The organism is Methylobacterium sp. AC433 (genome assembly GCF_979253015.1).
The window spans coordinates 260,580-279,862 of sequence record NZ_CEEDBN010000003.1 but is presented as its reverse complement, the minus strand read 5'-3'; the positions used below and the strand labels follow the sequence as shown (position 1 = coordinate 279,862).

Annotated in this window: 21 protein-coding genes and 1 tRNA gene; 13 read left to right on the top strand and 9 right to left on the bottom strand. The window is 72.0% G+C overall.

Going from position 1 to position 19,283, the window contains the following annotated elements; translation table 11 throughout:
* The first annotated feature begins 9 nt into the window (after positions 1 to 9).
* Complete coding sequence (locus tag AC0IWM_RS07285) at positions 10 to 279, top strand: hypothetical protein (protein WP_471753844.1); 270 nt, start codon at positions 10 to 12, stop codon at positions 277 to 279.
* Here the strand turns inward: AC0IWM_RS07285 and AC0IWM_RS07280 are convergent.
* From AC0IWM_RS07280 to AC0IWM_RS07255, 6 genes are all read right to left on the bottom strand, one after another.
* Positions 263 to 1,345 (bottom strand): ABC transporter permease, encoded by a 1,083-nt coding sequence (locus AC0IWM_RS07280; RefSeq protein WP_471753842.1) that lies wholly within the window; start codon positions 1,343 to 1,345, stop codon positions 263 to 265. The genes AC0IWM_RS07285 and AC0IWM_RS07280 overlap by 17 nt on opposite strands.
* Positions 1,342 to 2,265 carry an ABC transporter permease gene (locus AC0IWM_RS07275; protein ID WP_471753840.1) on the bottom strand — a complete coding sequence of 308 codons (924 nt, stop codon included), beginning with the start codon at positions 2,263 to 2,265 and terminating at the stop codon, positions 1,342 to 1,344. The genes AC0IWM_RS07280 and AC0IWM_RS07275 overlap by 4 nt, the downstream gene beginning before the upstream one ends.
* Positions 2,262 to 3,860 carry a peptide ABC transporter substrate-binding protein gene (locus AC0IWM_RS07270; protein ID WP_471753838.1) on the bottom strand — a complete coding sequence of 533 codons (1,599 nt, stop codon included), beginning with the start codon at positions 3,858 to 3,860 and terminating at the stop codon, positions 2,262 to 2,264. Before AC0IWM_RS07270 ends, AC0IWM_RS07275 begins: the two co-directional genes overlap by 4 nt.
* Before the next feature lie 4 nt (positions 3,861 to 3,864).
* Positions 3,865 to 4,299, bottom strand: a complete 435-nt coding sequence (locus tag AC0IWM_RS07265; protein WP_471753836.1) for a GlcG/HbpS family heme-binding protein — start codon at positions 4,297 to 4,299, stop codon at positions 3,865 to 3,867.
* 70 nt (positions 4,300 to 4,369) lie between these two features.
* Entirely contained in the window at positions 4,370 to 5,353 is a 984-nt protein-coding gene (locus AC0IWM_RS07260) for an alpha/beta fold hydrolase (protein ID WP_471753834.1), read from the bottom strand.
* A 216-nt stretch (positions 5,354 to 5,569) separates the two neighbouring features.
* Positions 5,570 to 7,444 carry an ABC-F family ATP-binding cassette domain-containing protein gene (locus AC0IWM_RS07255; RefSeq protein ID WP_471753832.1) on the bottom strand — a complete coding sequence of 625 codons (1,875 nt, stop codon included), beginning with the start codon at positions 7,442 to 7,444 and terminating at the stop codon, positions 5,570 to 5,572.
* A gap of 183 nt (positions 7,445 to 7,627) precedes the next feature.
* Between AC0IWM_RS07255 and AC0IWM_RS07250 the strand changes: the two genes are divergently transcribed.
* The 4 genes from AC0IWM_RS07250 to AC0IWM_RS07235 are packed head-to-tail and all read left to right on the top strand — an operon-like array spanning position 7,628 to position 11,079.
* A complete protein-coding gene (locus tag AC0IWM_RS07250; protein WP_055952878.1) occupies positions 7,628 to 8,320 on the top strand; it encodes a Crp/Fnr family transcriptional regulator in 693 nt (230 codons plus the stop codon).
* 16 nt (positions 8,321 to 8,336) lie between these two features.
* Positions 8,337 to 9,419 (top strand): ABC transporter ATP-binding protein, encoded by a 1,083-nt coding sequence (locus AC0IWM_RS07245; RefSeq protein WP_471753830.1) that lies wholly within the window; start codon positions 8,337 to 8,339, stop codon positions 9,417 to 9,419.
* A gap of 2 nt (positions 9,420 to 9,421) precedes the next feature.
* Positions 9,422 to 10,309, top strand: coding sequence for an ABC transporter permease (locus tag AC0IWM_RS07240; RefSeq protein WP_471753828.1), 888 nt, complete (start codon positions 9,422 to 9,424; stop codon positions 10,307 to 10,309).
* A complete protein-coding gene (locus tag AC0IWM_RS07235) occupies positions 10,306 to 11,079 on the top strand; it encodes an ABC transporter permease subunit (protein ID WP_471753826.1) in 774 nt (257 codons plus the stop codon). Before AC0IWM_RS07240 ends, AC0IWM_RS07235 begins: the two co-directional genes overlap by 4 nt.
* 10 nt (positions 11,080 to 11,089) lie before the next feature.
* On the opposite strand, the gene AC0IWM_RS07230 is transcribed toward AC0IWM_RS07235, so the two are convergent.
* Positions 11,090 to 12,964: an AsmA family protein gene (locus AC0IWM_RS07230; protein ID WP_471753824.1), complete on the bottom strand. Its 1,875-nt coding sequence runs from the start codon at positions 12,962 to 12,964 to the stop codon at positions 11,090 to 11,092.
* Between the two features lie 348 nt (positions 12,965 to 13,312).
* Between AC0IWM_RS07230 and AC0IWM_RS07225 the strand changes: the two genes are divergently transcribed.
* From AC0IWM_RS07225 to AC0IWM_RS07210, 4 genes are all read left to right on the top strand, one after another.
* Positions 13,313 to 14,041 (top strand): CoA transferase subunit A, encoded by a 729-nt coding sequence (locus tag AC0IWM_RS07225; protein ID WP_471753822.1) that lies wholly within the window; start codon positions 13,313 to 13,315, stop codon positions 14,039 to 14,041.
* A 23-nt stretch (positions 14,042 to 14,064) separates the two neighbouring features.
* A complete protein-coding gene (locus tag AC0IWM_RS07220; RefSeq protein WP_471753820.1) occupies positions 14,065 to 14,724 on the top strand; it encodes a 3-oxoacid CoA-transferase subunit B in 660 nt (219 codons plus the stop codon).
* Positions 14,725 to 14,877: 153 nt separating this feature from the next.
* Positions 14,878 to 15,051 (top strand): hypothetical protein, encoded by a 174-nt coding sequence (locus AC0IWM_RS07215; RefSeq protein WP_471753818.1) that lies wholly within the window; start codon positions 14,878 to 14,880, stop codon positions 15,049 to 15,051.
* Positions 15,052 to 15,234: 183 nt separating this feature from the next.
* A complete protein-coding gene (locus AC0IWM_RS07210; RefSeq protein ID WP_471753816.1) occupies positions 15,235 to 15,531 on the top strand; it encodes a hypothetical protein in 297 nt (98 codons plus the stop codon).
* Between the two features lie 172 nt (positions 15,532 to 15,703).
* Here the strand turns inward: AC0IWM_RS07210 and AC0IWM_RS07205 are convergent, their stop codons facing one another.
* Positions 15,704 to 16,198 carry an HD domain-containing protein gene (locus AC0IWM_RS07205; protein ID WP_471753814.1) on the bottom strand — a complete coding sequence of 165 codons (495 nt, stop codon included), beginning with the start codon at positions 16,196 to 16,198 and terminating at the stop codon, positions 15,704 to 15,706.
* 210 nt (positions 16,199 to 16,408) lie between these two features.
* Between AC0IWM_RS07205 and AC0IWM_RS07200 the strand changes: the two genes are divergently transcribed.
* Complete coding sequence (locus AC0IWM_RS07200; protein WP_471753812.1) at positions 16,409 to 16,822, top strand: hypothetical protein; 414 nt, start codon at positions 16,409 to 16,411, stop codon at positions 16,820 to 16,822.
* Positions 16,823 to 17,151: 329 nt separating this feature from the next.
* Positions 17,152 to 17,505 (top strand): DUF3140 domain-containing protein, encoded by a 354-nt coding sequence (locus tag AC0IWM_RS07195; RefSeq protein ID WP_471753810.1) that lies wholly within the window; start codon positions 17,152 to 17,154, stop codon positions 17,503 to 17,505.
* A 76-nt stretch (positions 17,506 to 17,581) separates the two neighbouring features.
* On the opposite strand, the gene AC0IWM_RS07190 is transcribed toward AC0IWM_RS07195, so the two are convergent.
* Positions 17,582 to 17,657, bottom strand: a tRNA-Ala gene (locus AC0IWM_RS07190).
* Positions 17,658 to 17,778: 121 nt separating this feature from the next.
* Here AC0IWM_RS07190 and AC0IWM_RS07185 point away from each other — a divergent pair.
* A complete protein-coding gene (locus AC0IWM_RS07185) occupies positions 17,779 to 18,081 on the top strand; it encodes a YggT family protein (protein ID WP_056474884.1) in 303 nt (100 codons plus the stop codon).
* A gap of 92 nt (positions 18,082 to 18,173) precedes the next feature.
* Positions 18,174 to 19,220, top strand: coding sequence for a MaoC family dehydratase (locus AC0IWM_RS07180; protein ID WP_471753808.1), 1,047 nt, complete (start codon positions 18,174 to 18,176; stop codon positions 19,218 to 19,220).
* Positions 19,221 to 19,283 lie beyond the last annotated feature (63 nt).

Genomic DNA, 19,283 nt, shown 5'->3' with positions numbered 1-19,283 from the left:
GCCTCAGCGATGCCACGCCTTCACTTGCCCGTTCCCTCCGCCCTTCTCCTCGCCCTTCTCCTTGCCCTTGCCGCCCTCGGATTCCTGCCCGCCGCGGCGTCCGAGGCCGGGCGCGGCGCGGCTTCGCACGGCCTCGATCCGTGGCGCCTGCGCCCGAGCGACGTGGGGGCGCCGGAGGCCATGCCCGAGCGCGACGCGAAGGGCCGGCCGGTCTCGGAGATCCCGGAGGAGCGGCGCGTGGTCCGCGTGGTCTATCCCGGCCTCACCGGTCCGCGCTGAGGCGCGGGTCGAGGGCGTCGGCGAGGCCGTCGCCCAGCACGTTCAGTGCCACCAGGGTGGCGACGAGGAACCCGGCCGGCGCGGCCAGCATCCAGGGCGCGGATTCGATGGCGCGCGAGCCCTCGGCGACGAGGGCGCCCCAGCTCGTGGACGGCTCCTGCACACCGAGGCCGAGGAAGGAGAGGAAGCTCTCCAGGAGGATCACCCGCGGCACCAGCAGGGTCGCCGCCACCGTGACCGGCCCGAGGGTGTTCGGCACGATGTGGCGGCGCAGGATCGCGGCGGCCGAGAGGCCGAGCGCCTCGGCGGCCCGCACGAAGTCGCGGTGGCGCAGGGACAGGGTCTGCGCCCGGGTGATCCGGGCCATGTCGAGCCATTCCACCGCGCCGATGGCGATCAGGATCAGCCCGAGCCCGGCCCGGAAGAACACCAGCAGCATGATCACGAAGAAGACGAAGGGCAGGGCGTAGAGCACGTCGACGAGCCGCATCATCAGCGCGTCGACCCGGCCGCCGGCATAGCCCGCCACCGCGCCGTAGGTGACGCCGATGAGGAGGGCGACGCCGGTGGCGACGAGGCCGATCAGCAGGGAGACCCGGCCGGCGACGAGGCTGCGGCTGAGGAGGTCGCGCCCGAGCACGTCGGTGCCGAGGGGAAAATACATGCGTCGCACCGGCGCTTCGACCACGAGACGGCGCCCGTCCTCGGCCCGCGAGACGATCGTGGCCGGGCCGAACAGGTCCGAGCGGGGCAGGTAGCTCAGCGCCCGTTCGTTGATCGGGTTCGGCGCCGACAGGGTGACGTGCAGCCGCCCGTCCGCGACCGTGATGTCCGCGGCCGTCACCCGCATCCGGAAGGCGAGGCGCTCCAGCGCCGGCGCGATCGCCTCGGGCCGCGGATGGGCCCGGAGCGAGGGGGCGGTGCGCACGAGGTCGGGGTAGATCCGGCCCGGATCGTGGCCGGTGAGCGGGGGGCCGGCCAGGCAGGCGAGGGCGACGAGCGCCAGGACGGCCAGGGCCGCCACGGCCCCCCGGTTGCGGGCGAGCCGCGAGAGGGCGCGCCTCACCGGGCCGCCCGCAGGCGCGGATCGAGGAGGCCGGAGAGGAGGTCGGCCACGAGGTTGAGGGCGATCACGAAGAGCGCCACCAGCACGACGGTGCCCATCACCAGGGTGTAGTCGCGGTTCAGCGCCCCATCGACGAAGTAGCGGCCGATGCCGGGCAGGCCGAAGATGGTCTCGACCACCACAGAGCCGGTGAGCAGGGAGGCCGCCGTCGGCCCGAGGATCGCCACCACGGGCAGCAGGGCGCCGCGCAGGGCGTGGCGGGCGATGCGGTGGGGCGGCAGGCCCATGGCGCGCTGGGTGCGGATGGGTTGCGCGGCCAGCACGTCGCCGAGGGAGGCACGGGTGAGCCGGGCCAGCGCCCCGACCTGGGGCAGGGCCAGGGTGACGACCGGGAGCACGAGGTTGGCCGGTGCGCCGTTCTCCCAGCTGCCCACCGGCAGCCAGCGCAGGGTCAGGCCGAAGACGATCTGCAGCAGGGGCGCGACCACGAAGGTCGGCACCGCCAGCGTCAGCCCGGCGGTGAGGCTGACGAGGCGGTCGACGGCGCTCCCACGGCGGAAGGCCGCCAGCGCGCCGAGGCCGATGCCGAGCCCGAGAGCCAGCGCCAGGGCGAGGGCGCCGAGCGTCATCGAGACCGGCAGGCCGCGGGCGAACAGGTCGCCCACGGTGAGGTCGCGGAAGGAAAACGAGGGTCCGAAGTCGCCGGTGAGAAGGGCGCCGAGGTAGCGCCCGTACTGGACGATCAGCGGCTGGTCGAGGCCGTAGACCCGGGCGAGGTTCGCCATGGCGGCCGGCGGCAGGGGCCGCTCCAGGTCGAAGGGGCCGCCGGGCGCGAGCCGGATCAGGAAGAAGCTCAGGGTCACCACCGCGAACAGGGTCGGGATCGCCTGGAGCAGGCGGCGCAGGACGAAGCCGATCACGCCGTCAGCCTCAGGAAGCGCGTCGGCGCGGCGTTGCGCAGGTTCGGGTGGTAGCCGGAGAGGCGCGGCGCGATCAGGGCCTTCGAGCGGGTGTGCATCACCGGAATCCAGGGCAGCTCGGTGACCACGATGGTCTCGGCCTCGTGGAGGAGGTCGGCCCGCCGGGCGATGTCGCGCTCCGCCGCCGCCCGGCGCATCAGGCCGTCGTAGGCCGGATTGGCGTAGTGACCGGGGTTCAGCCCGTCATTGCCGGTCTCCAGCAGGAACAGGAAGTTCTGCGGGTCCGAATAGTCGGCGATCCAGGACATGCGCGCCACGTCGAAGTCGCCGCCGTCGCGCAGGTAGGCGAAGTGGGTCTTGGCATCGGTGTAGACGAAGCGGGTCTCGATCCCGATCCCGCGCCACATGTCGGCGATGGCGAGCGCGGTGTTGCGGTTGTTGTCGCTGGTGTTGAAGCGATATTCGAGCCGCAGGGGCCGCCCCTCGCCGAAGCCGGCCGCGGCCAGCAGCGTCCGGGCCTCGTCCTCGCGGTCGATCGGCAGCGCCTCGCGCCCGGCGGTCTCGGGCGGCGTTCGGTAATGGTCGAGGCCGGGCGGGCAGAGGGAGTAGGCCGGCTCCATGGTCTCGCCCCAGAGTTTCTGGGCCAGGAACTCGCGGTCGATGACGAGGGAGAGCGCGCGCCGCACCCGGACGTCGTCGAAGGGCGCCTTGCGGGTGTTCACCGCCAGGGCGTAGAGGCCGAGCGAGGGGCCGAGCACGACCTGGCTCCCGAAGCGCGCCTTGAGCGAGGCGATCTGGTCGCCGGGCAGGTCGGCGAGCGAGTCGATCTCGCCGGCCGCGTAGCGCCGGACCGCGCTCGACAGGTCCGGCGTCGGCAGGAAGGCGACCTGCGGGATCGCCACCGTCGCGGCCGCGTGGAAATGCGGGTTGCGCTCCAGGGTGATGCGGTCGTTCGGCACCACCTCCGCCAAGCGGTAGGGGCCGTTGGTCACGCTGTTGCCGGCCCTGGCGAAGGCGTCGCCGTGGCGGGCCAGGGAGGGCGGATGCACGGGCAGGGAGGTCTGGTGCGTCAGGAGTTCGAGCAGGTACGGCGTCGGCTGCTCCAGGCTCAGCACCAGGCGCCGCTCGTCCGGGGCCATGACGCCGAGGGCCTCGGGCGGCAGCCTGCCCTGGTTGACCGCGCGGGCGTTCCTCAGGGGGAACAGCACCTCGGCGTACTTCGCCGCCGTGACGGGGGCGAGGATGCGCCGGAGGGCGAAGACGAAGTCCTCGGCGCGGACCGGGTCGCCGTTCGACCAGCGCCCGTCCGCGCGGAGGGTGAAATTGTAGGTCAGGCCGTCCTCGGACAGGGTCCAGGCGATGGCCGCCCCCGGGATGATCGCGCCGTGATTGTCGTAGGTGAGCAGACCCTCGTAGAGGTCGCGCAGGATATGCGCCTCGGCCACCGTCGAGGATTTGTGCGGGTCGAGGGTCTCGGGGTCCGCATCGTTGCCGCGCCGGTAGAGATCGCCCGGCGCCGCCGCGGCCCCGCCGCCGCCGGCGGCCAGGAGCGCCGCACCGCCGACGAGCCAGTGCCGCCGATGCGGGCGCAGCATCGCCTCAGGCGCCGGTCTGCGCGGTGAGTCTCGCCGCCTCGATGCCCGCCACCGCGCAGAGCTCGTCGTTGTCCGAGGTGTCGCCCGAGATGCCGACCGCGCCGATCACGGCCTCGCCCTGGCGGATGAGCACCCCGCCCGGCACCGGCACCAGGGCGGCGGGGCCGACGAGATGGCTGACGGCGGCGACGAAGTAGGCCTGCTCCTCGGCGCGCTTGTGGATCGCCCGGCCGCCGAGGCCGAGGGCGAGGCAGCCATTGGCCTTGCCCATCGCGACCTCCGCCCGGCGGAGCGACGTCCCGTCCTCGGCGCCCAGGGCCTTGAGGGCGCCGCGCGCGTCGTAGACCACCACCGCCAGGGGTTTCAGCTTGTGGGCGCGGGCGGTCTCCAGGGCGGTGGCGACGATGATCTGAGCGGCGGCGAGGGTGAGGTCGGACATCGGGGCTCCGGGTTTTTATCGAGCGGGCGTGCCCCTCGACTAACCCGGCGCGGTGCGGGCGACCAGGGGCTCAGCGCGCCAGCCGCGCCAGGAAGGCGTCGTAGCGGGCGGCGACCTCGGGCAGGCGCTCGAAATGCGGGAAGGCGCCGGTCTCCAGCACGTCGATGGTCCAGCCCGGGTCGCCCCGGAAGCGGTCGGCGTGGCGGTAGTCCACGAAGTCGCCCCGGGTGCCGTGGATCATCCAGACCGGCCGGTCGAGGCGGGGATAGACCCGGCCCGTCTCGGTGGCGAACAGGTGTCCGGCCAGGAACGAGAACGGGGCGAACTCCGCACCGGGCTGGTGGGCCGCGATCTGGTCGTATTCGAGAAGGCCCTCGTCGATGGTGCGCGAGCCCCAGGTCTTCTCCAGGAAGAAGCGCATGCTCGGGCGGCTGACGAGGAGGTCGAACAGCGCCCGGCCCCAGAGGGGATAGGCCGCCACCGCCCGGGCCGTGTCGCTGCCGGACGGGTTGCGGCGCTCGAAGCGCTTGTCGAATCCGGTCGGGCTGATCAGCCCGAGGCTGCGATAGTCGCCCGGCCGCGCCAGGGCGGCCCGGGCCAGGAATTCGGACGACAGGGAGAGTGCCACCGCGTCGATGGCGGCGCCCCCGTGCCGCTGCCGGATCTCCGCCGTCATGGCGTGGATCGCCGCCGTCATCAGCTCGGGCGTGTAGACCCGGTCGCTGCGCTCGGAGAAGCCGAAGCCCGGCAGGTCGAGGGCGTAGACCGGGCGCGTCTTCGCGTAATGGCGATAGAGCGGCCGGACCTCGTAGGCGTTGGCCGCCGCGTTGACGGAGTGGATCAGCAGGAGCGGCAGGCCCGCCTCCGGTCCGCTCGCGTAGTAGGACAGCCCGCCCGCCTCGCTTCCCAAGCAGGCCTGCCGGCCGGGGAGGGCGGGCGGCATCCGGCGATGGTGGTCGATGCCGAGGCGGCTGTAGGCGATCCAGGCCCCGGCGGCGCCGAGCGGCAGCAGCGCCAGCAGGGGCCCGAGCCGGCGGCGGTGGGCATCGGGCATCGTTGGGGTCCCTCAGGTGGCGCGCGGTCGGAAACGCCCCGGCGGTACGGATGTTTCCGGGCTGCGGTCTGCGCGGGACCGGGTCGGCGCGGAGGTCGTCAGCCGATAGCCTCTCGCTCAGCGCCTGCCCCGTCGCGATCACGCCGCGCCCTCTCCCCTTCGCGGGGAGGAGGGCCGCGTCGTGCCTCTCCGCGCAGGCGACGATCGCTTCCGGCCTCAGGCCGTCGCGCCCTCGATCTCGCCGCTGAGTTCCAGCCACTCCTCCTCGGCCGCCTCCAGGGCCGCGGCGGCGTCGGACCGCATCTTGGCGAGTTCGCCGGCCTTGGCCGGGTTCGCCTGGAAGGCGGTGCCGTCGGCGAGCGCCGCGTCGATCTTGGCCATGGCGTCGGTGAGCTTCTTCATCCGCCCCTCGACGCCCTCGAGCTTCTTGCGCAGGGGCGCGAGGGCGACGCGGCGGTCGGCGTTGGAGCGGCGCTCCACCGCCTTGGCACCGCCGGTCGATTCGGGGGCGGCCTTCTCGGCCTCGCGCTCCGGCCCGGCCAGGACGTAGCGGCGGTAATCGTCCATGTCGCCGTCGAAGGCCTTCACGCTGCCGTTCGAGACGAGCCAGAGCCGGTCGGCGCAGGCCTCCACCAGGAAGCGGTCGTGGCTCACCAGGATGACGGCGCCCTCGTAGTCGTTGATCGCCTCCACCAGAGCCTGGCGGCTCTCGATGTCGAGGTGGTTCGTCGGCTCGTCGAGGATGAGCAGGTGCGGGCCGCGGAAGGCCGCGAGCCCCATCAGCAGGCGCGCCTTCTCGCCGCCGGAGAGCTGGGAGACCGGCGTCTCCGACTTCGTGCCCGAGAAGCCGAGGCGGGCGGCGGCGGCGCGGGCCTTCGATTCGGGGACGTCCGGCATCAGGTCGCGGACATGGGCGTAGGCGCTCTCGGCCGGGCGCAGCTCGTCGAGCTGGTGCTGGGCGAAGTAGGCGACCTCCATCTTGGAGGAGCGCCGCAACTCGCCGCTCAAGGGCGGCAGGCGCCCGCCGATGAGCTTGCAGAAGGTCGACTTGCCGTTGCCGTTGGCGCCCAGCAGCGCCACCCGGTCGTCGGGGGCCAGACTGAGGTTGAGGCCCGACAGCACGATCCGGTCCGGGTAGCCCGCCTGCACCCGTTCCATCGCGACGATGGGCGGCGAGAGCGGCCGCTCCGGGCTCGGCAGGCGGAAGGCCGGCACGTCGTCCTCGATCACCGAGGCGATGATCTCCATCTTGGCGAGGCGCTTGACGCGGGACTGGGCCTGGCGCGCCTTGGTCGCCTTGGCCTTGAAGCGGTCGACGAAGCTCTGGAGATGCGCCCGCTCGGCATCCTGCTTGGCCTTGGCCTTGGCCTGGAGCACGCGCTTCTCCGCCACCTGCCGGGCGAAGCTGGTGTAGCCGCCCTTGTAGATGCTGAGCTTGCCCCGATCGAGGTGCAGGATGTGGTCGACGCACTCGTCGAGGAGGTCGCGGTCGTGGCTGATGATCACGGCCGTGCGGGGATAGCGCTCCAGGTAGTCGTAGAGCCAGATCGTGCCCTCGATGTCGAGGTAGTTGGTCGGCTCGTCGAGGAGCAGCAGGTCGGGCTCGGAGAACAGCACCGCGGCGAGCGCCACGCGCATGCGCCAGCCGCCGGAGAAGTCCGAGCAGGGGCGCCCTTGCGCCTCGGCGTCGAAGCCGAGGCCGTGCAGGATGGCCGCCGCGCGGGCCGGCGCCGAGTGCGCCTCGATGTCCACGAGCCGGGTCTCGATCTCGGCCCGCCGGATGCCGTCCGCGTGCTCGGCCTCGGCCATCAGCCGGGCGCGCTCGGTGTCGGCGGCCAGCACCACCGCGTGCAGGGTCTCGGGTCCGGCCGGCGCCTCCTGGGCCACGGCGCCGATGCGCATGCCCTTGGGCATCGACACCGTGCCGCCCTCGGTGGGCAACTCGCCGAGGATCGCCTTGAACAGGGTGGTCTTGCCGGCGCCGTTGCGCCCGACGAGGCCGACGCGGGCGCGGTCCGGGATGACGAAGGTGGCGCCGTCGAGGATCAGGCGCTCGCCGATGCGGTAGGTGAGATCGTTGACGCGGAGCATGGCGCGCTTTTGCGGGGTCGGCGCCTCACTGGCAAGCGGCCCCGGGCGCGGGCTCGCCACCGGGGCAGGATGTTGGCGCGAACCTCGCATCCGCGCCTATCGGTGGGCGAGCGATCGTGAACGCTTGACCCAGGAATTGCACGGCGTATCGATCAGCTTCGATTCGCGACGGGGGCAGGACGCGTGACCACAGGACGGCTGACGACCATCCCGTTCTTCAAGGAGCCGGGAATCGAGCTGTCCGTCTACGAGACGCGCTGCCACTGGCGTCGCTTCGACGAGAACGAGGTGCTGGTCGATTACGACGACGTCTCCACCGACGTCTACTTCCTGGCCTCCGGCGAGGTGCGCATCCTCAACCGCTCGCAATCGGGCAAGGAAGTGATCCTGGGCGAGATGCGCGGCGGCGCCTTCTTCGGCGAACTCGCCGCGCTCGACGGCATCGGCCGCTCGGCCAACGTCACGGCGCTGACCCGCGGCGAGGTCTGCGTCGTGCCCGCGCCCGTGTTCCGGCAGATCATCTTCGCCTCCGAGGCCATCGCCGACCGGCTGTTCCGCCTGCTCGCCAAGCGCGTGCGCGAACTGAACACCCGCCTGATGGAGCACGCGCTCCTCGACCTGCGCCACCGCCTCTATGCCGAACTCCTGCGCCTGTCGGTGCCGCGCGCCGGCGGCGACGGCGAGCGTGTGGTGACCCCGCCGCCCTACCACCACGTGCTCGCCGCCCGCATCGGCTGCCGCCGCGAGCAGGTGACGCGGGAATTCACCGTGATGGCCGCCGACGGCCTGATCGACCGGACCCGCGGCGCCCTGGTGATCCGCCGGCCCGACCTGCTCGAGGCCCGCGTCGCGGAAGCGTTGCGCGAGGACAGCTGAGATCCCGGCACCCGCGATGGCGTCGACGCGTGGCCCCGACCCGGCCGGCCTCCTCACCTGCGCCGGCCTCGGCAAGCGCTTCGGCGCGCACGCGGCTCTGGCCGACCTCGACCTCACCCTGCAGCCCGGCGAGTTCGTCTGCCTGCTCGGGCCGTCGGGCTGCGGCAAGAGCACGCTGCTGCGCCTGATCGCCGGGTTCGAGACCCCGAGCGCCGGCACGATCCACCTCGGCGGGGCCGACATCACCGCCGACCCGCCGCATCGCCGGCCGGTCAACATGATGTTCCAGTCCTACGCCCTGTTCCCGCACATGAGCGTGGCCGCCAACATCGCCTACGGCCTCTCCGGGCTCGGGCGGGCGGCGCGCCAGGCGCGGGTGGACGAACTCCTGCGCCTGGTGCGGCTCGACGGATTCGGCCCGCGCCGGCCCGACACCCTGTCGGGTGGGCAGCGGCAGCGGGTGGCCCTTGCCCGGGCCCTCGCGCGCTCCCCACGGGTGCTCCTCCTCGACGAGCCGCTCGGCGCCCTCGACCGCGCCCTGCGCGAGGAGACGCAAGGGGAGCTGCGCGCCCTGCAGCGGCGCCTCGGCACGGGCTTCGTCGTCGTCACCCACGACCCGGCCGAGGCCCTGGCGCTGGCCGACCGCATCGGCGTGATGGACCGCGGCCGCCTCGTGCAGATCGGCGATGGGGCGAGCCTGTACGAGCGCCCGGCCAACCGCTTCGTCGCCGGGCTCCTCGGCGACGTGAACCTGATCCCGGGCCGGGTCTCGGCGGGCGACCCGGGCGGCCTCGCCAGCCTCGACACCGCCCTCGGCCCCCTGCGCGCCGGCGGCGCTGGCGAGGGGGAGGGGGTCATCGCCCTGCGGCCCGAGCGCATCGCGCTGGCCCGCGCCCCGTCCGGCGACGGCCCCGACCTCGCCGGGCAGGTGGTCGAGACGACCTTCCTCGGCGACCGGATCCGGATCCAGGTCCGCCTCGCCGACGGGACGGTCTGGCGGGTCAGCGCGCCCACCGACGCGGACGCGCCCGCCGTCGGAGAGACGGTCCACCTGTCCTATCCGCCGGAGCGGGCCTGGCTGATGCCGGCGGAGGCGTGAGCATGCGGCGCCTGCTCCCGGTCCTGCCCGCTCTCTGGCTCGCCGCCTTCGTGCTGCTGCCGGTGATCCTGACCCTGAAGATCAGCCTGTCGACGCCGGCGACCGCGCAACCGCCCTACCTGCCCGTGCTCGACTGGAGCGCCGGGATCGAGGGCTGGGGCAGCTTCCTCGAAGCCCTCGACTTCACCAATTTCGAGACCCTGGCGGGCGACGCCCTCTACCGCGACGCCGCCCTGTCGTCGCTGACGCTCGCGGCCATCGCCACCGCGATCCTGGCCCTGATCGGCACCCCGATCGCCCTGGCGATGGCCCGCGCCCCGGAGCGCTGGCAGCCGCTCCTCGTGGCGCTCCTCATCGTGCCGTTCTGGACGAGCTTCCTCATCCGGATCTACGCCTGGATCGCCATCCTGAAGCCCGAGGGCCTGCTCAGCGCCGGGCTGATCAGGCTCGGGCTGATTTCGCAGCCCCTGGAGATCCTGAACACCCAGGGGGCGGTGGTGATCGGGCTGACCTACGCCTACCTGCCCTTCATGGTGCTGCCGCTCTACGCGGTCCTCGCCAAGCTCGACCCGCGCCTGCCCGAGGCCGCGGCCGATCTCGGCGCCGGGCCGGTGCGGGTGTTCTGGAGCGTGACCCTGCCGCTGGCGCGGCCGGGGCTGAGTGCGGGGGCGCTCCTCTGCTTCGTGCCGATGGTCGGCGAGTTCATCATCCCGGACCTGCTCGGCGGCTCGGACACCCTGATGCTCGGGCGCGTGCTGTGGAGCGAGTTCTTCTCCAACCGCGACTGGCCGCTCGCCTCGGCCGTGGCGATCCTGGTCCTCGTCTTGGTGGTCGGCCCGCTGATCCTGTTTCGCGAGGACGAGGCGGCCGCACGGGAGGCGGGCCGGTGAGGGCGCTCGACCGCCTCGCCCTGATCCTCGGGCTCGGCTTCCTCTACGCGCCGATCCTGATCCTGGTGGTCTACTCCTTCAACGCCTCCGCCCTGGTCACGGTCTGGGGTGGCTTCTCGACCCGCTGGTACGGGGTGCTCGTCGCCGACATTCCCTTGCGCGAGGCGGCCGGGGTCTCCCTCGTGGTGGCGCTCGCCTCGGCCGCGCTCGCGACGGTCTTCGGGACGCTCGCGGCCCTGGCCCTCGACCGGGGCGGGCGCTTTGCCGGCCGCCGGCTCTTCACCGGGCTGATCTACGCGCCGCTGGTGATGCCGGAGGTGATCACCGGGCTGTCGCTGCTGCTGCTCTTCGTCGGCTGGGGCCTCGATCGCGGCCTCCTCACCCTCGTCGTCGCGCACGCGACCCTCGGGCTCGGCTTCGTCGCCGTGATCGTCGGCGCGCGCCTGCGCGGGCTCGACCGGTCGCTGGAGGAGGCGGCGGCCGATCTCGGCGCCCATCCGGGCCGGGTCTTCGCCACCGTCACCCTGCCGCTGATCGCCCCGTCCCTGGCGGCGGCCTTCCTCCTGGCCTTCACCCTGTCCCTCGACGACCTCGTCATCGCGAGCTTCGTCTCCGGCCCGGGCGCCACCACCCTGCCGATGCGGCTCTACAGCCAGGTCCGGCTCGGGGTGAACCCGGAGATCAACGCCGCCTCGACGCTCCTGGTCGGCACCGTCACCGCCCTCGTGCTCACGGCCTCCTGGCTGACCGGGCGCAGGGGCGTGGCCTGAACCATCCGGGTCACGGCGCGTAGGCGCGGACCCCGGCGGGAAGCGCCAGCCCGGCAGCCGGCAGGCGCAGGGGATTGGCCGGCGTGACCCTGCCGCCGCGCAGGTCCGGCGCGGCGTCGGGGGCGAGGCTGCGCACGTCGAGGCTGCCGAACGGCCCTGCGATCAGGAAGCGCATCGGGAAGCGCCGGTCCGAGGCCGAGCCCCGGGCGACGACCTCCGCGAGGGTGTCGCAGCGACGGTCCGGCAGCGACAGGGTCCCGCGCAGGGAGGCGGCGAGGATGGTGCCCTCCAACGCGCCCTCGGTGATCTCGCCGACGCCGTCGCGGAAGCGCAGGCTCAGGGTCGCGCGATCGAAGGCGGTGCGTCCGACCCGCGGGGCCGGCATGCGGCTGCGCAGGGCGGCCTCGGCGAGGTCGATTCCCAGGAGGGTGCCGCCGTCGACCGTCATCGCCGCGTGTCCGTCGAGGTGCCGGAGGAACCCGTGCAGGTCGGCCCCGGTCCCCTCGGCCTGGAACTGTCCCTGCGCGCCGCCGAGGACCCAGGTCTCCGGCCGCAGTTCGGGGGGCAGCACCGCGAGGTCGAGCCGGTCGAAGGCACCCTGGACCTTGGCCTCGGTCACCGACGCGTCCCGCGCCGACGAGGCCAGGGCGAGGCGGCCCTTCAGGGTGCCGCCGCCCAGGGAGGCACGGCTCAGGGACGCCTCGATGTTGCCGTCCCGGACGAGGACGCTGGCGGCGAGATCCTCGGCCAGGATCGGGCCGAACCGGACCGCGCCCGCCGAGATCCGCAGGTCGAGGTCGCCGCCGGTATAGGGGGCGAGGGCGATGTCGCGGGTGCGCCAGTCCGGGGCGCCGGGCCGCGTGGGGGTGACCCCGAAGGTCCTCAGCACGTCCGCCAGCATGGGGGCGAGGTTGAGCGTCTCGGCGGCCAGGGTCGCCTGGACGGCCGGGCGGTCGCGCCCGAACGAGACGGCGCCCGCCCCCTCGAGGCGGTTGTCGCCGAAGGCCACCCGGACGTTGGGCAGCAGGAGCTGGCGCCCGTTCATCTCGAAATTGCCGGTCATCCCGAACGGACCGACGAAGGGCGACAGGGCGACGCTTCCCCCGGCCCAGGCCAGGGTCTCGGGCAGGGAGCGGGTGTCGAACTGGCCGAGCCCGGTGAGCGTCAGCCCCTCGGCCCGGACCAGGCCGCTGCCCTCGGCGGTCAGGGTCCCGCCGGTCCAGCTCGCGCTGAGGGAGAACGGCGTCGTGCCGCCGTCGAGGAGATCGGCCACCCGCAGGCCCGAGATCGCGAACCGCGTCGGCATGGCACTCCACTGGAAGCTGCCGAAGATCTCGGCCTGGGCGCTCCAGAGGGGCCAGGACAGGGTCAGGTCGAGGTCGCGCGCGGTCTGGGGCGAGCCGTCGCGGGGGTCGAGGCCCGTGGCGGTGGCCCGCGACAGGGTGATGCGGCGCGGATGCGAGCTGCCGTCGGCGCCGAGCCGCGCGTTGAGGAGCCGGATCGGCTCGGCCCAGCGCGTGTCGTCCTCACCGGAAGCCAGGTGCAGGGTCGCGCCGTCGAGGCCGAGGGCGTTCACGTCGATGCGCCCGGTCAGCAGGGCGATCAGGCTGAGCTGGAGCGAGAGCGCGCCGCCCTCCGCCAGGATCGGCCCGTCCCGGTGTCCGGCGGTCAGCCTGACCGCGCGGAAGCCGAGGCGGGGCAGCGGCAGCAGGGTGATCTCGGTCGGTCCCTCGGCGGTCATGGCCAGCCCGTAGGTGCGGGCGAGTTCGCGCGCGACGGCGTTCTGCAGGCGCGGCGTCGCCACCGACCAGGGCAGGCAGGCGGCCCAGAGGGCGGCGACGAAGGCCCCGAGGCTCAGGAGCGAGAGGAGGCGGCGCAGCGGCATTCCACTCCATCCGGCGGGAGGGACGCGCGGCGGAGCGCGCGATCGACGATGGGATGGGCGCGTCGGGCCCCGGCGGCCGCGACGCGCGGAAGAACCGGCGACCCATCCCTGATAAGCCTCGGCGCCCGGCTTGTCTCCCCGGCCCCTCGGGTGCACCCCGAGCCATCCACGGCCCAGCGCGGTGGATCGCTCACGCGGACCCTGGAGTGTCCGGCCCGCCCAGGCCGGCCGGGGGCTGTGCCGCGCGGTGCAAAATGTAACGGCCGCATCGCGACAAGGGCTTGGCAGGGCGCCGCTTTCGCGTGACGGTCGCGCCGACCAAGAAGAGAACCATACAGGAGGGCTTCCATGAAGAAGGTTTATCCCGACGCCACGGCGGCGCTGGCCGGCGTGCTGAAGGACGACATGATGATCATGTGCGGCGGCTTCGGCCTCTGCGGGATCCCCGATGCCCTGATCGAGGCGATCCGCGCGTCGGGCGTGAAGGGCCTCACCGTGGTGTCGAACAATGCCGGCATCGACGGCGTCGGCCTCGGCAAGCTCCTCGAGACCCGCCAGGTCGCCAAGATGATCTCGTCCTATGTGGGCGAGAACAAGGAATTCGCCCGGCAGTACCTCGGCGGCGAACTGGCCATCGAGTTCAACCCGCAGGGCACCCTGGCCGAGCGCATCCGCGCCGGCGGCGCCGGCATCCCGGCCTTCTACACCAAGACCGGCGTCGGCACCCTGATCGCCGAAGGCAAGGACGTGCGCGCGTTCGACGGCGAGGACTACGTGATGGAGCGCGGCCTCTTCGCGGACCTCGCCATCGTCCATGCCTGGAAGGGCGACACCGAGGGCAACCTGATCTACCGGAAGACGGCGCGGAACTTCAATCCGATGATGGCCACCGCCGCCTCGATCACCGTGGCGCAGGTCGAGCACCTCCTGCAGCCCGGCGAGATCGATCCCGACACCATCATCACCCCCGGCATCTTCGTGAAGCGCATCGTCCACGTGCCGGAGCGCGAGAAGCGCATCGAGCAGCGCACCACCCGCAAGCGCGGCGAGCCCGCCGTGCCCGCCGCCGCCGTCTGAGAGCCGAGCTAAGGAGAACCATCATGGCCTGGACCCGCGAACAGATGGCCGAGCGCGCCGCGAGGGAGCTGCAGGACGGCTTCTACGTGAACCTCGGCATCGGCATTCCGACCCTCGTCTCGAACTACATCCCGGACGGGATGTCGGTGCAGCTGCAATCCGAGAACGGCATGCTCGGCATGGGACCCTTCCCGTACGAGGGCGAGGAGGATGCCGACCTGATCAATGCCGGCAAGCAGACGATCACCGCGCTGCCGACCACCAGCTACTTCTCCTCGGCCGAATCCTTCGGGATGATCCGCGGCGGGCACATCAACCTGTCGATCCTCGGCGCCATGCAGGTGGCCGAGAACGGCGACCTCGCCAACTGGATGATCCCGGGCAAGATGGTGAAGGGCATGGGCGGCGCCATGGACCTCGTGGCCGGCGTCAAGAAGGTGGTGGTGGTGATGGAGCACACCGCCAAGGGCAAGGACGGCTCGGAGAGCCCTAAGCTGCTGGCCGCCTGCGACCTGCCGCTCACCGGCACCCACGTGGTCGACATGGTCATCACCGACCTCGGCGTCTTCACCATCGACAAGAAGGGCGAGGGCGGCATGACCCTGGTCGAGCTCGCCGACGGCGTCACCGAGGACGAGGTCCGCGCCAAGACGACGGCCCGCTTCACCACGCAGCTCGCCTGAGGATCGCCGCCGGGCGGCGGCCCTCCGGCGCCCCCGCTCGGTGAAACCGAGACCCGCCCGGCTCCGGCCGCGGCGGGTTTTTGCTGCCCCGAGGGTCCCCGCCGGCCGGCGGCGCCCTACCGTAAGGCATGGGTCCTCACGGGAGCGAACGACATGGCAGCGGTATCCAAGCAGGTGATGGAGGAGGGCCGCGCGGCCAAGCAGGCCGGCCAGCCGGATTCCGCCAATCCCTATCCGGCCGGTTCGCAGAACAGCGCGGACTGGCTCGAGGGCTACACCTACGACGAGGAAGAGCAGAACACCGACCGCGCCGAGAGCGACGGCTGAGCGCCGACCGGGGCCGGACGCGAGGCCGGCCCTGCACGGATGCGTCCGACGTCGATCGCCAGTCACGCCCCGCGTGAACCGGCGGGACACGACCGGCCGGCTCGTATTCCCCGAAGAATTTGAACAATCGATCGGGACTCTGCGTTGGTCGACCAGATATCAATGACTGGGAGACAACGCAGCATGTCTATCAAGATCCTGGTTTTCGCCGGCTCCATCGCCCTGGCCCTCACGGGTTCCGCCTTCGCGCAGACCGGCACAGGCACCGGCGCGACCGAGCGCAACATGAACAATCCGGGCAGCGTGAAGAGCAACGGCGAGAAATCGATGGACCGTATGGGCGGCCCCGCCTCCACGGGGTCGACCATGGCGCCGGCCGGCACCTCAGGCGGCCCGAGCACGGCCACGGTCGGCGCGCCCGGCGGTAGCACCGGCGGCAACGGCGTGACCGGCAGCGGTGCGGCCCCCAGCGGCAAGTGATTCCTCGGGACCAAGTGATTCCCAGGAACCAAGTGATTCCCAGGAACCAACTGAGTCCCCGGGACTGAGCCTCCCGAAGTCACCGCCTCCGGCCAGTCAGCCGATGGGGCGGGAGACCACTCCCGAGATCCGAGCCCCGCAGCCGATGCTGCGGGGCTTCTTCATGCGCTGCCTACGCCCCGGTATAGCCGAGGCGGCCGGCGGCCTCCCTCAGGCGGCCGAAGGCCGGGGCGTAGCGCTCGCGCAGGGCCTCGCCGCCGGGCAGCGTCCGGTCCGGGCTCAGATTGTCCTCGGTATCGGACATCTTGATCAGCAGCGCGCCGAGGTGATCCTTGGCGATCAGGGCCGAGATCCGCGCATCGTAGGGCAGGCGCTCCGCCGGCTTCGTCAGCATCACCACCATGGCGATCACCGCCTCGGAGAAGCCCTCGGCCCGCAGGGCGATCGGCGTGGTCGGGGTGTCCTCGAGGACGTCGTGCAGGATCGCGGCCTGCATCACCTCCATCGGCTCGATGGCGAGGCGATCCACCGATTTGGCGTGGCCGGCCCGGCCGACCGCCGCGTTGGCGACTCGCTCCAGGTGGCGGATATAGGGTTGCCCGCCCTTATCGATCTGCCCCGCATGCGCGATCATCGCGAAGCTGTGGGCCTCGAAGATGGATGCCATGCCGCGCGTTCCTCCCGGGTCGGGTCTGCCGGCCGGGTAGACCATCCCGAGCCGCGAGTCACAAGCATTTGCGCGCCCGGGCCGGACGGCCCGGAAACGGGACGGCGCCGGCCGGTAACGTTAGCTGCCCGTTAAGCGGAACCGTCGAAATCAGGGGACGTGCCGGGGCGTTCGCCCGGCCGTTCGAGTGCAGCGTGAGGACAGTGGCGTATGGGCAGCGTTCCGGCGACGATGGACAATGTGGTCCCCTTCCGACGCACCCTCCGCCCCCAGCCGTCGGCCGCGGCTCCGTCGGTCCCGCGCGGCGGCCTGGCGGCCCGGCGCAGCGAGCAGCGCGCGCTGATGGATTCGGTCTACGCAACGGGCAGCCTCTCGGTGGCCGCGGGCGACCGCGAGACCAAGCTGATCGCGGCCCGCCTCCAGGTCTACGGCTTCGTGCTGATCGAGGAGATCAGCGCCGACGGCACGCCCCGGCGCCTGCGCCCCTCGGAGGCCATCCGCGCCCGGACCGACTCGCCCTGGCGCCTCTCGAAGGCGAGCTACGGCGCGGGCGCGGGCCTGGCGGTGACCATCCCCTCCGTCGACGACTTCCTGTTCGACCAGCCCGCCGACCGCCCGGCCTGACCGGGCGCCCCGTCACGGGGCGGCCTGTGGCCGCCGGGAGACATCGGCAATTTCCTCATCCGGGCCGTAGTTCTGATCATCGAATTCTTAGGCCGGGCATGAGATGAAGGATCTCGTTCCACTCCCGGCCATACCGCCATGCTGACCGCTTCAGAAAACATCGTCATCCAGCACCGTGAGATCGTCGCCGTCCTGGTGACCTACGGGATATTCCTGGCCGGCGTGATGGGCGTGGCCTGGTTGATCGCCTGAGCGGACGCGCCGTCGCGGGGCCGGAACCGCGCGGCCGACGACCCGGTTTTCCGCCCGAGATTTCGGGAGAGAACCGCATGGCAGCCAAGGCCGACGACCACGCCGAGACCTACGAGGCGTTCCACGATGCCGTGAACATGACGGCGGCCAAGCTGGAAGCCTTCCTGGAGACCGACGAGAGCCGGTCGGTCGGCCAGAAGACGAAGGGCGGCGAAGCGACGGGCCACCGCGAGGGTCGGCGCATCGTCGAACTCCTGCGAACCGGGAAGACCGATCTCAGCGACGACGACTACGCCCACATGGCGAAGGTCGTCGGCTACGTCCATCGTCACCTGAAGCAGGGCGGACCCAAGCAGGCCGACAAGGTGAAGGATTCGCCCTGGCGCCTGTCGCTGATGAACTGGGGCCACGATCCGCTGAAGGACGCGTGAGGGGAGCCCGCGCTGGCTCCGCACCCTGTCGGTCGTCCGGATGAAACCACCGGCGTTCCCGCATGCTGGGGAAACCTGGTGGAGCTGAGCGGGATCGAACCGCTGACCTCCGCAGTGCGATTGCGGCGCTCTCCCATCTGAGCTACAGCCCCGTTCCGGGGTGGCGGCCTTTTAGGCTCGCGCACGCCGACCTGTCAATTCCAGAAATCCCGCAGCTTTGCGTGCGCGTGATGCGCCTCGCGGGCGCGGGTCACGAGGACATCGTTTCCGCGCATGAACGCCTTCATCTGGCTCTTCGACACCGTCGTGCAGCTCTACATCTACGTCCTCATCGCCAGCGCCGTCCTGAGCTGGCTCGTGGCATTCAACGTGGTGAATGTCCGCAACCCGATCGTGTCCCAGATCGGCGAGGTGCTCTACCGCCTCACCGAGCCGGTGCTGCGCCCGATCCGCAACATCCTGCCCAATCTCGGCGGCGTCGACCTGTCGCCGATCGTGCTCGTCCTGCTGCTGCTGTTCGCCAGCCGCCTGCTCCACGAATTCGTGCCGACGCAGACCTACGTCTACACGCGCTGAGCCGAGGGGCTCCCGAGGGGCGGGACGCAACGACGACCCGCCCGACACAAGAAACCGACGCGCAACCGCGCCGCCCTGGGAACGAGACCGTCATGAAGACCAATCCCGGCCGCTTCTTCGAGGATTACCGCCTCGGGGAGACCATCCGCCATGCCACGCCCCGCACGGTCACCCAGGGCGACGTCGCACTCTACACCGCGCTCTACGGCCCGCGCTTCGCTGTGCAGTCCTCGGACGCCTTCGCCCGCGCCATCGGCTATCCGCAGAGCCCCCTCGACGACCTGCTCACCTTCCACGTGGTCTTCGGCAAGACCGTGCCGGACATCTCCCTCAACGCCCTGGCCAATCTCGGCTACGCCGAGGGCGGCTTCCGCCGGCCGGTCTATCCGGGCGAGACCCTCTCGACCGTCTCCGAGGTGATCGGCCTCAAGGAGAGCTCGAACCGCCAGACCGGCGTGGTCTATGTCCGCTCCACCGGCTCGGACGCCAACGGCGAGACCGTTCTGAGCTACTGCCGCTGGGTGCTGGTGAAGAAGCGCGATCCGGAGGCGACGATCGCCCAGGAGCACGTGCCGACCTTCGCCAAGGTGGTGGACCCGGCCGACCTCGCCGGCGCCCTGCCGCCCCTGAACGCCGGCGCCTACGACTGCGCGCTCGCCGGCTCGCCCCACCGCTTCGGCGACTACGTCGTCGGCGAGCGGATCGACCACGTCGACGGCATGACCGTCGAGGAGGCCGAGCACCAGATCGCCACGCGCCTCTACCAGAACACCGCCAAGGTGCATTTCGACGGCTACGCGGCCAAGGACACGCGCTTCGGCCGCCGGCTGATCTACGGCGGCGTCGTGATCTCGCTGGCCCGGGCGCTGAGCTTCAACGGCCTCGGCAACGCCTTCGCGCTGGCGGGCATCAATGCCGGGCGCCACGTCGCCCCGCTCTTCGCCGGCGACACCGTCTATGCCTGGAGCGAGGTGCTGGAGACCGCCGAGCTGCCGGGCCGCAGCGATATCGGGGCGCTGCGCCTGCGCACGGTCGCCACCAAGAACCAGCCCTGCGGCAACCACCCCGACAAGGTCGGCGACGCCTACGACCCGGCCGTGATCCTCGACCTGGATTACTGGGCCTTCATGCCGCGCTGAGGGGCCTCACCCCGGGACCGGCGGCCGCGACCGGCCGCCGGCTCGGCGCGCGCGACCCCTACG

Bases quoted from the DNA above. Each gene is read 5' to 3' on its own strand.
- AC0IWM_RS07285 (WP_471753844.1), top strand. From the start codon at position 10: ATGCCACGCCTTCACTTGCCCGTTCCCTCCGCCCTTCTCCTCGCCCTT.
- AC0IWM_RS07270 (WP_471753838.1), bottom strand. From the start codon at position 3,860: ATGCTGCGCCCGCATCGGCGGCACTGGCTCGTCGGCGGTGCGGCGCTC.
- AC0IWM_RS07265 (WP_471753836.1), bottom strand. From the start codon at position 4,299: ATGTCCGACCTCACCCTCGCCGCCGCTCAGATCATCGTCGCCACCGCC.
- AC0IWM_RS07260 (WP_471753834.1), bottom strand. From the start codon at position 5,353: ATGCCCGATGCCCACCGCCGCCGGCTCGGGCCCCTGCTGGCGCTGCTG.
- AC0IWM_RS07255 (WP_471753832.1), bottom strand. From the start codon at position 7,444: ATGCTCCGCGTCAACGATCTCACCTACCGCATCGGCGAGCGCCTGATC.
- AC0IWM_RS07245 (WP_471753830.1), top strand. From the start codon at position 8,337: ATGGCGTCGACGCGTGGCCCCGACCCGGCCGGCCTCCTCACCTGCGCC.
- AC0IWM_RS07240 (WP_471753828.1), top strand. From the start codon at position 9,422: ATGCGGCGCCTGCTCCCGGTCCTGCCCGCTCTCTGGCTCGCCGCCTTC.
- AC0IWM_RS07230 (WP_471753824.1), bottom strand. From the start codon at position 12,964: ATGCCGCTGCGCCGCCTCCTCTCGCTCCTGAGCCTCGGGGCCTTCGTC.
- AC0IWM_RS07225 (WP_471753822.1), top strand. From the start codon at position 13,313: ATGAAGAAGGTTTATCCCGACGCCACGGCGGCGCTGGCCGGCGTGCTG.
- AC0IWM_RS07220 (WP_471753820.1), top strand. From the start codon at position 14,065: ATGGCCTGGACCCGCGAACAGATGGCCGAGCGCGCCGCGAGGGAGCTG.
- AC0IWM_RS07215 (WP_471753818.1), top strand. From the start codon at position 14,878: ATGGCAGCGGTATCCAAGCAGGTGATGGAGGAGGGCCGCGCGGCCAAG.
- AC0IWM_RS07210 (WP_471753816.1), top strand. From the start codon at position 15,235: ATGTCTATCAAGATCCTGGTTTTCGCCGGCTCCATCGCCCTGGCCCTC.
- AC0IWM_RS07205 (WP_471753814.1), bottom strand. From the start codon at position 16,198: ATGGCATCCATCTTCGAGGCCCACAGCTTCGCGATGATCGCGCATGCG.
- AC0IWM_RS07200 (WP_471753812.1), top strand. From the start codon at position 16,409: ATGGGCAGCGTTCCGGCGACGATGGACAATGTGGTCCCCTTCCGACGC.
- AC0IWM_RS07195 (WP_471753810.1), top strand. From the start codon at position 17,152: ATGGCAGCCAAGGCCGACGACCACGCCGAGACCTACGAGGCGTTCCAC.
- AC0IWM_RS07185 (WP_056474884.1), top strand. From the start codon at position 17,779: ATGAACGCCTTCATCTGGCTCTTCGACACCGTCGTGCAGCTCTACATC.
- AC0IWM_RS07180 (WP_471753808.1), top strand. From the start codon at position 18,174: ATGAAGACCAATCCCGGCCGCTTCTTCGAGGATTACCGCCTCGGGGAG.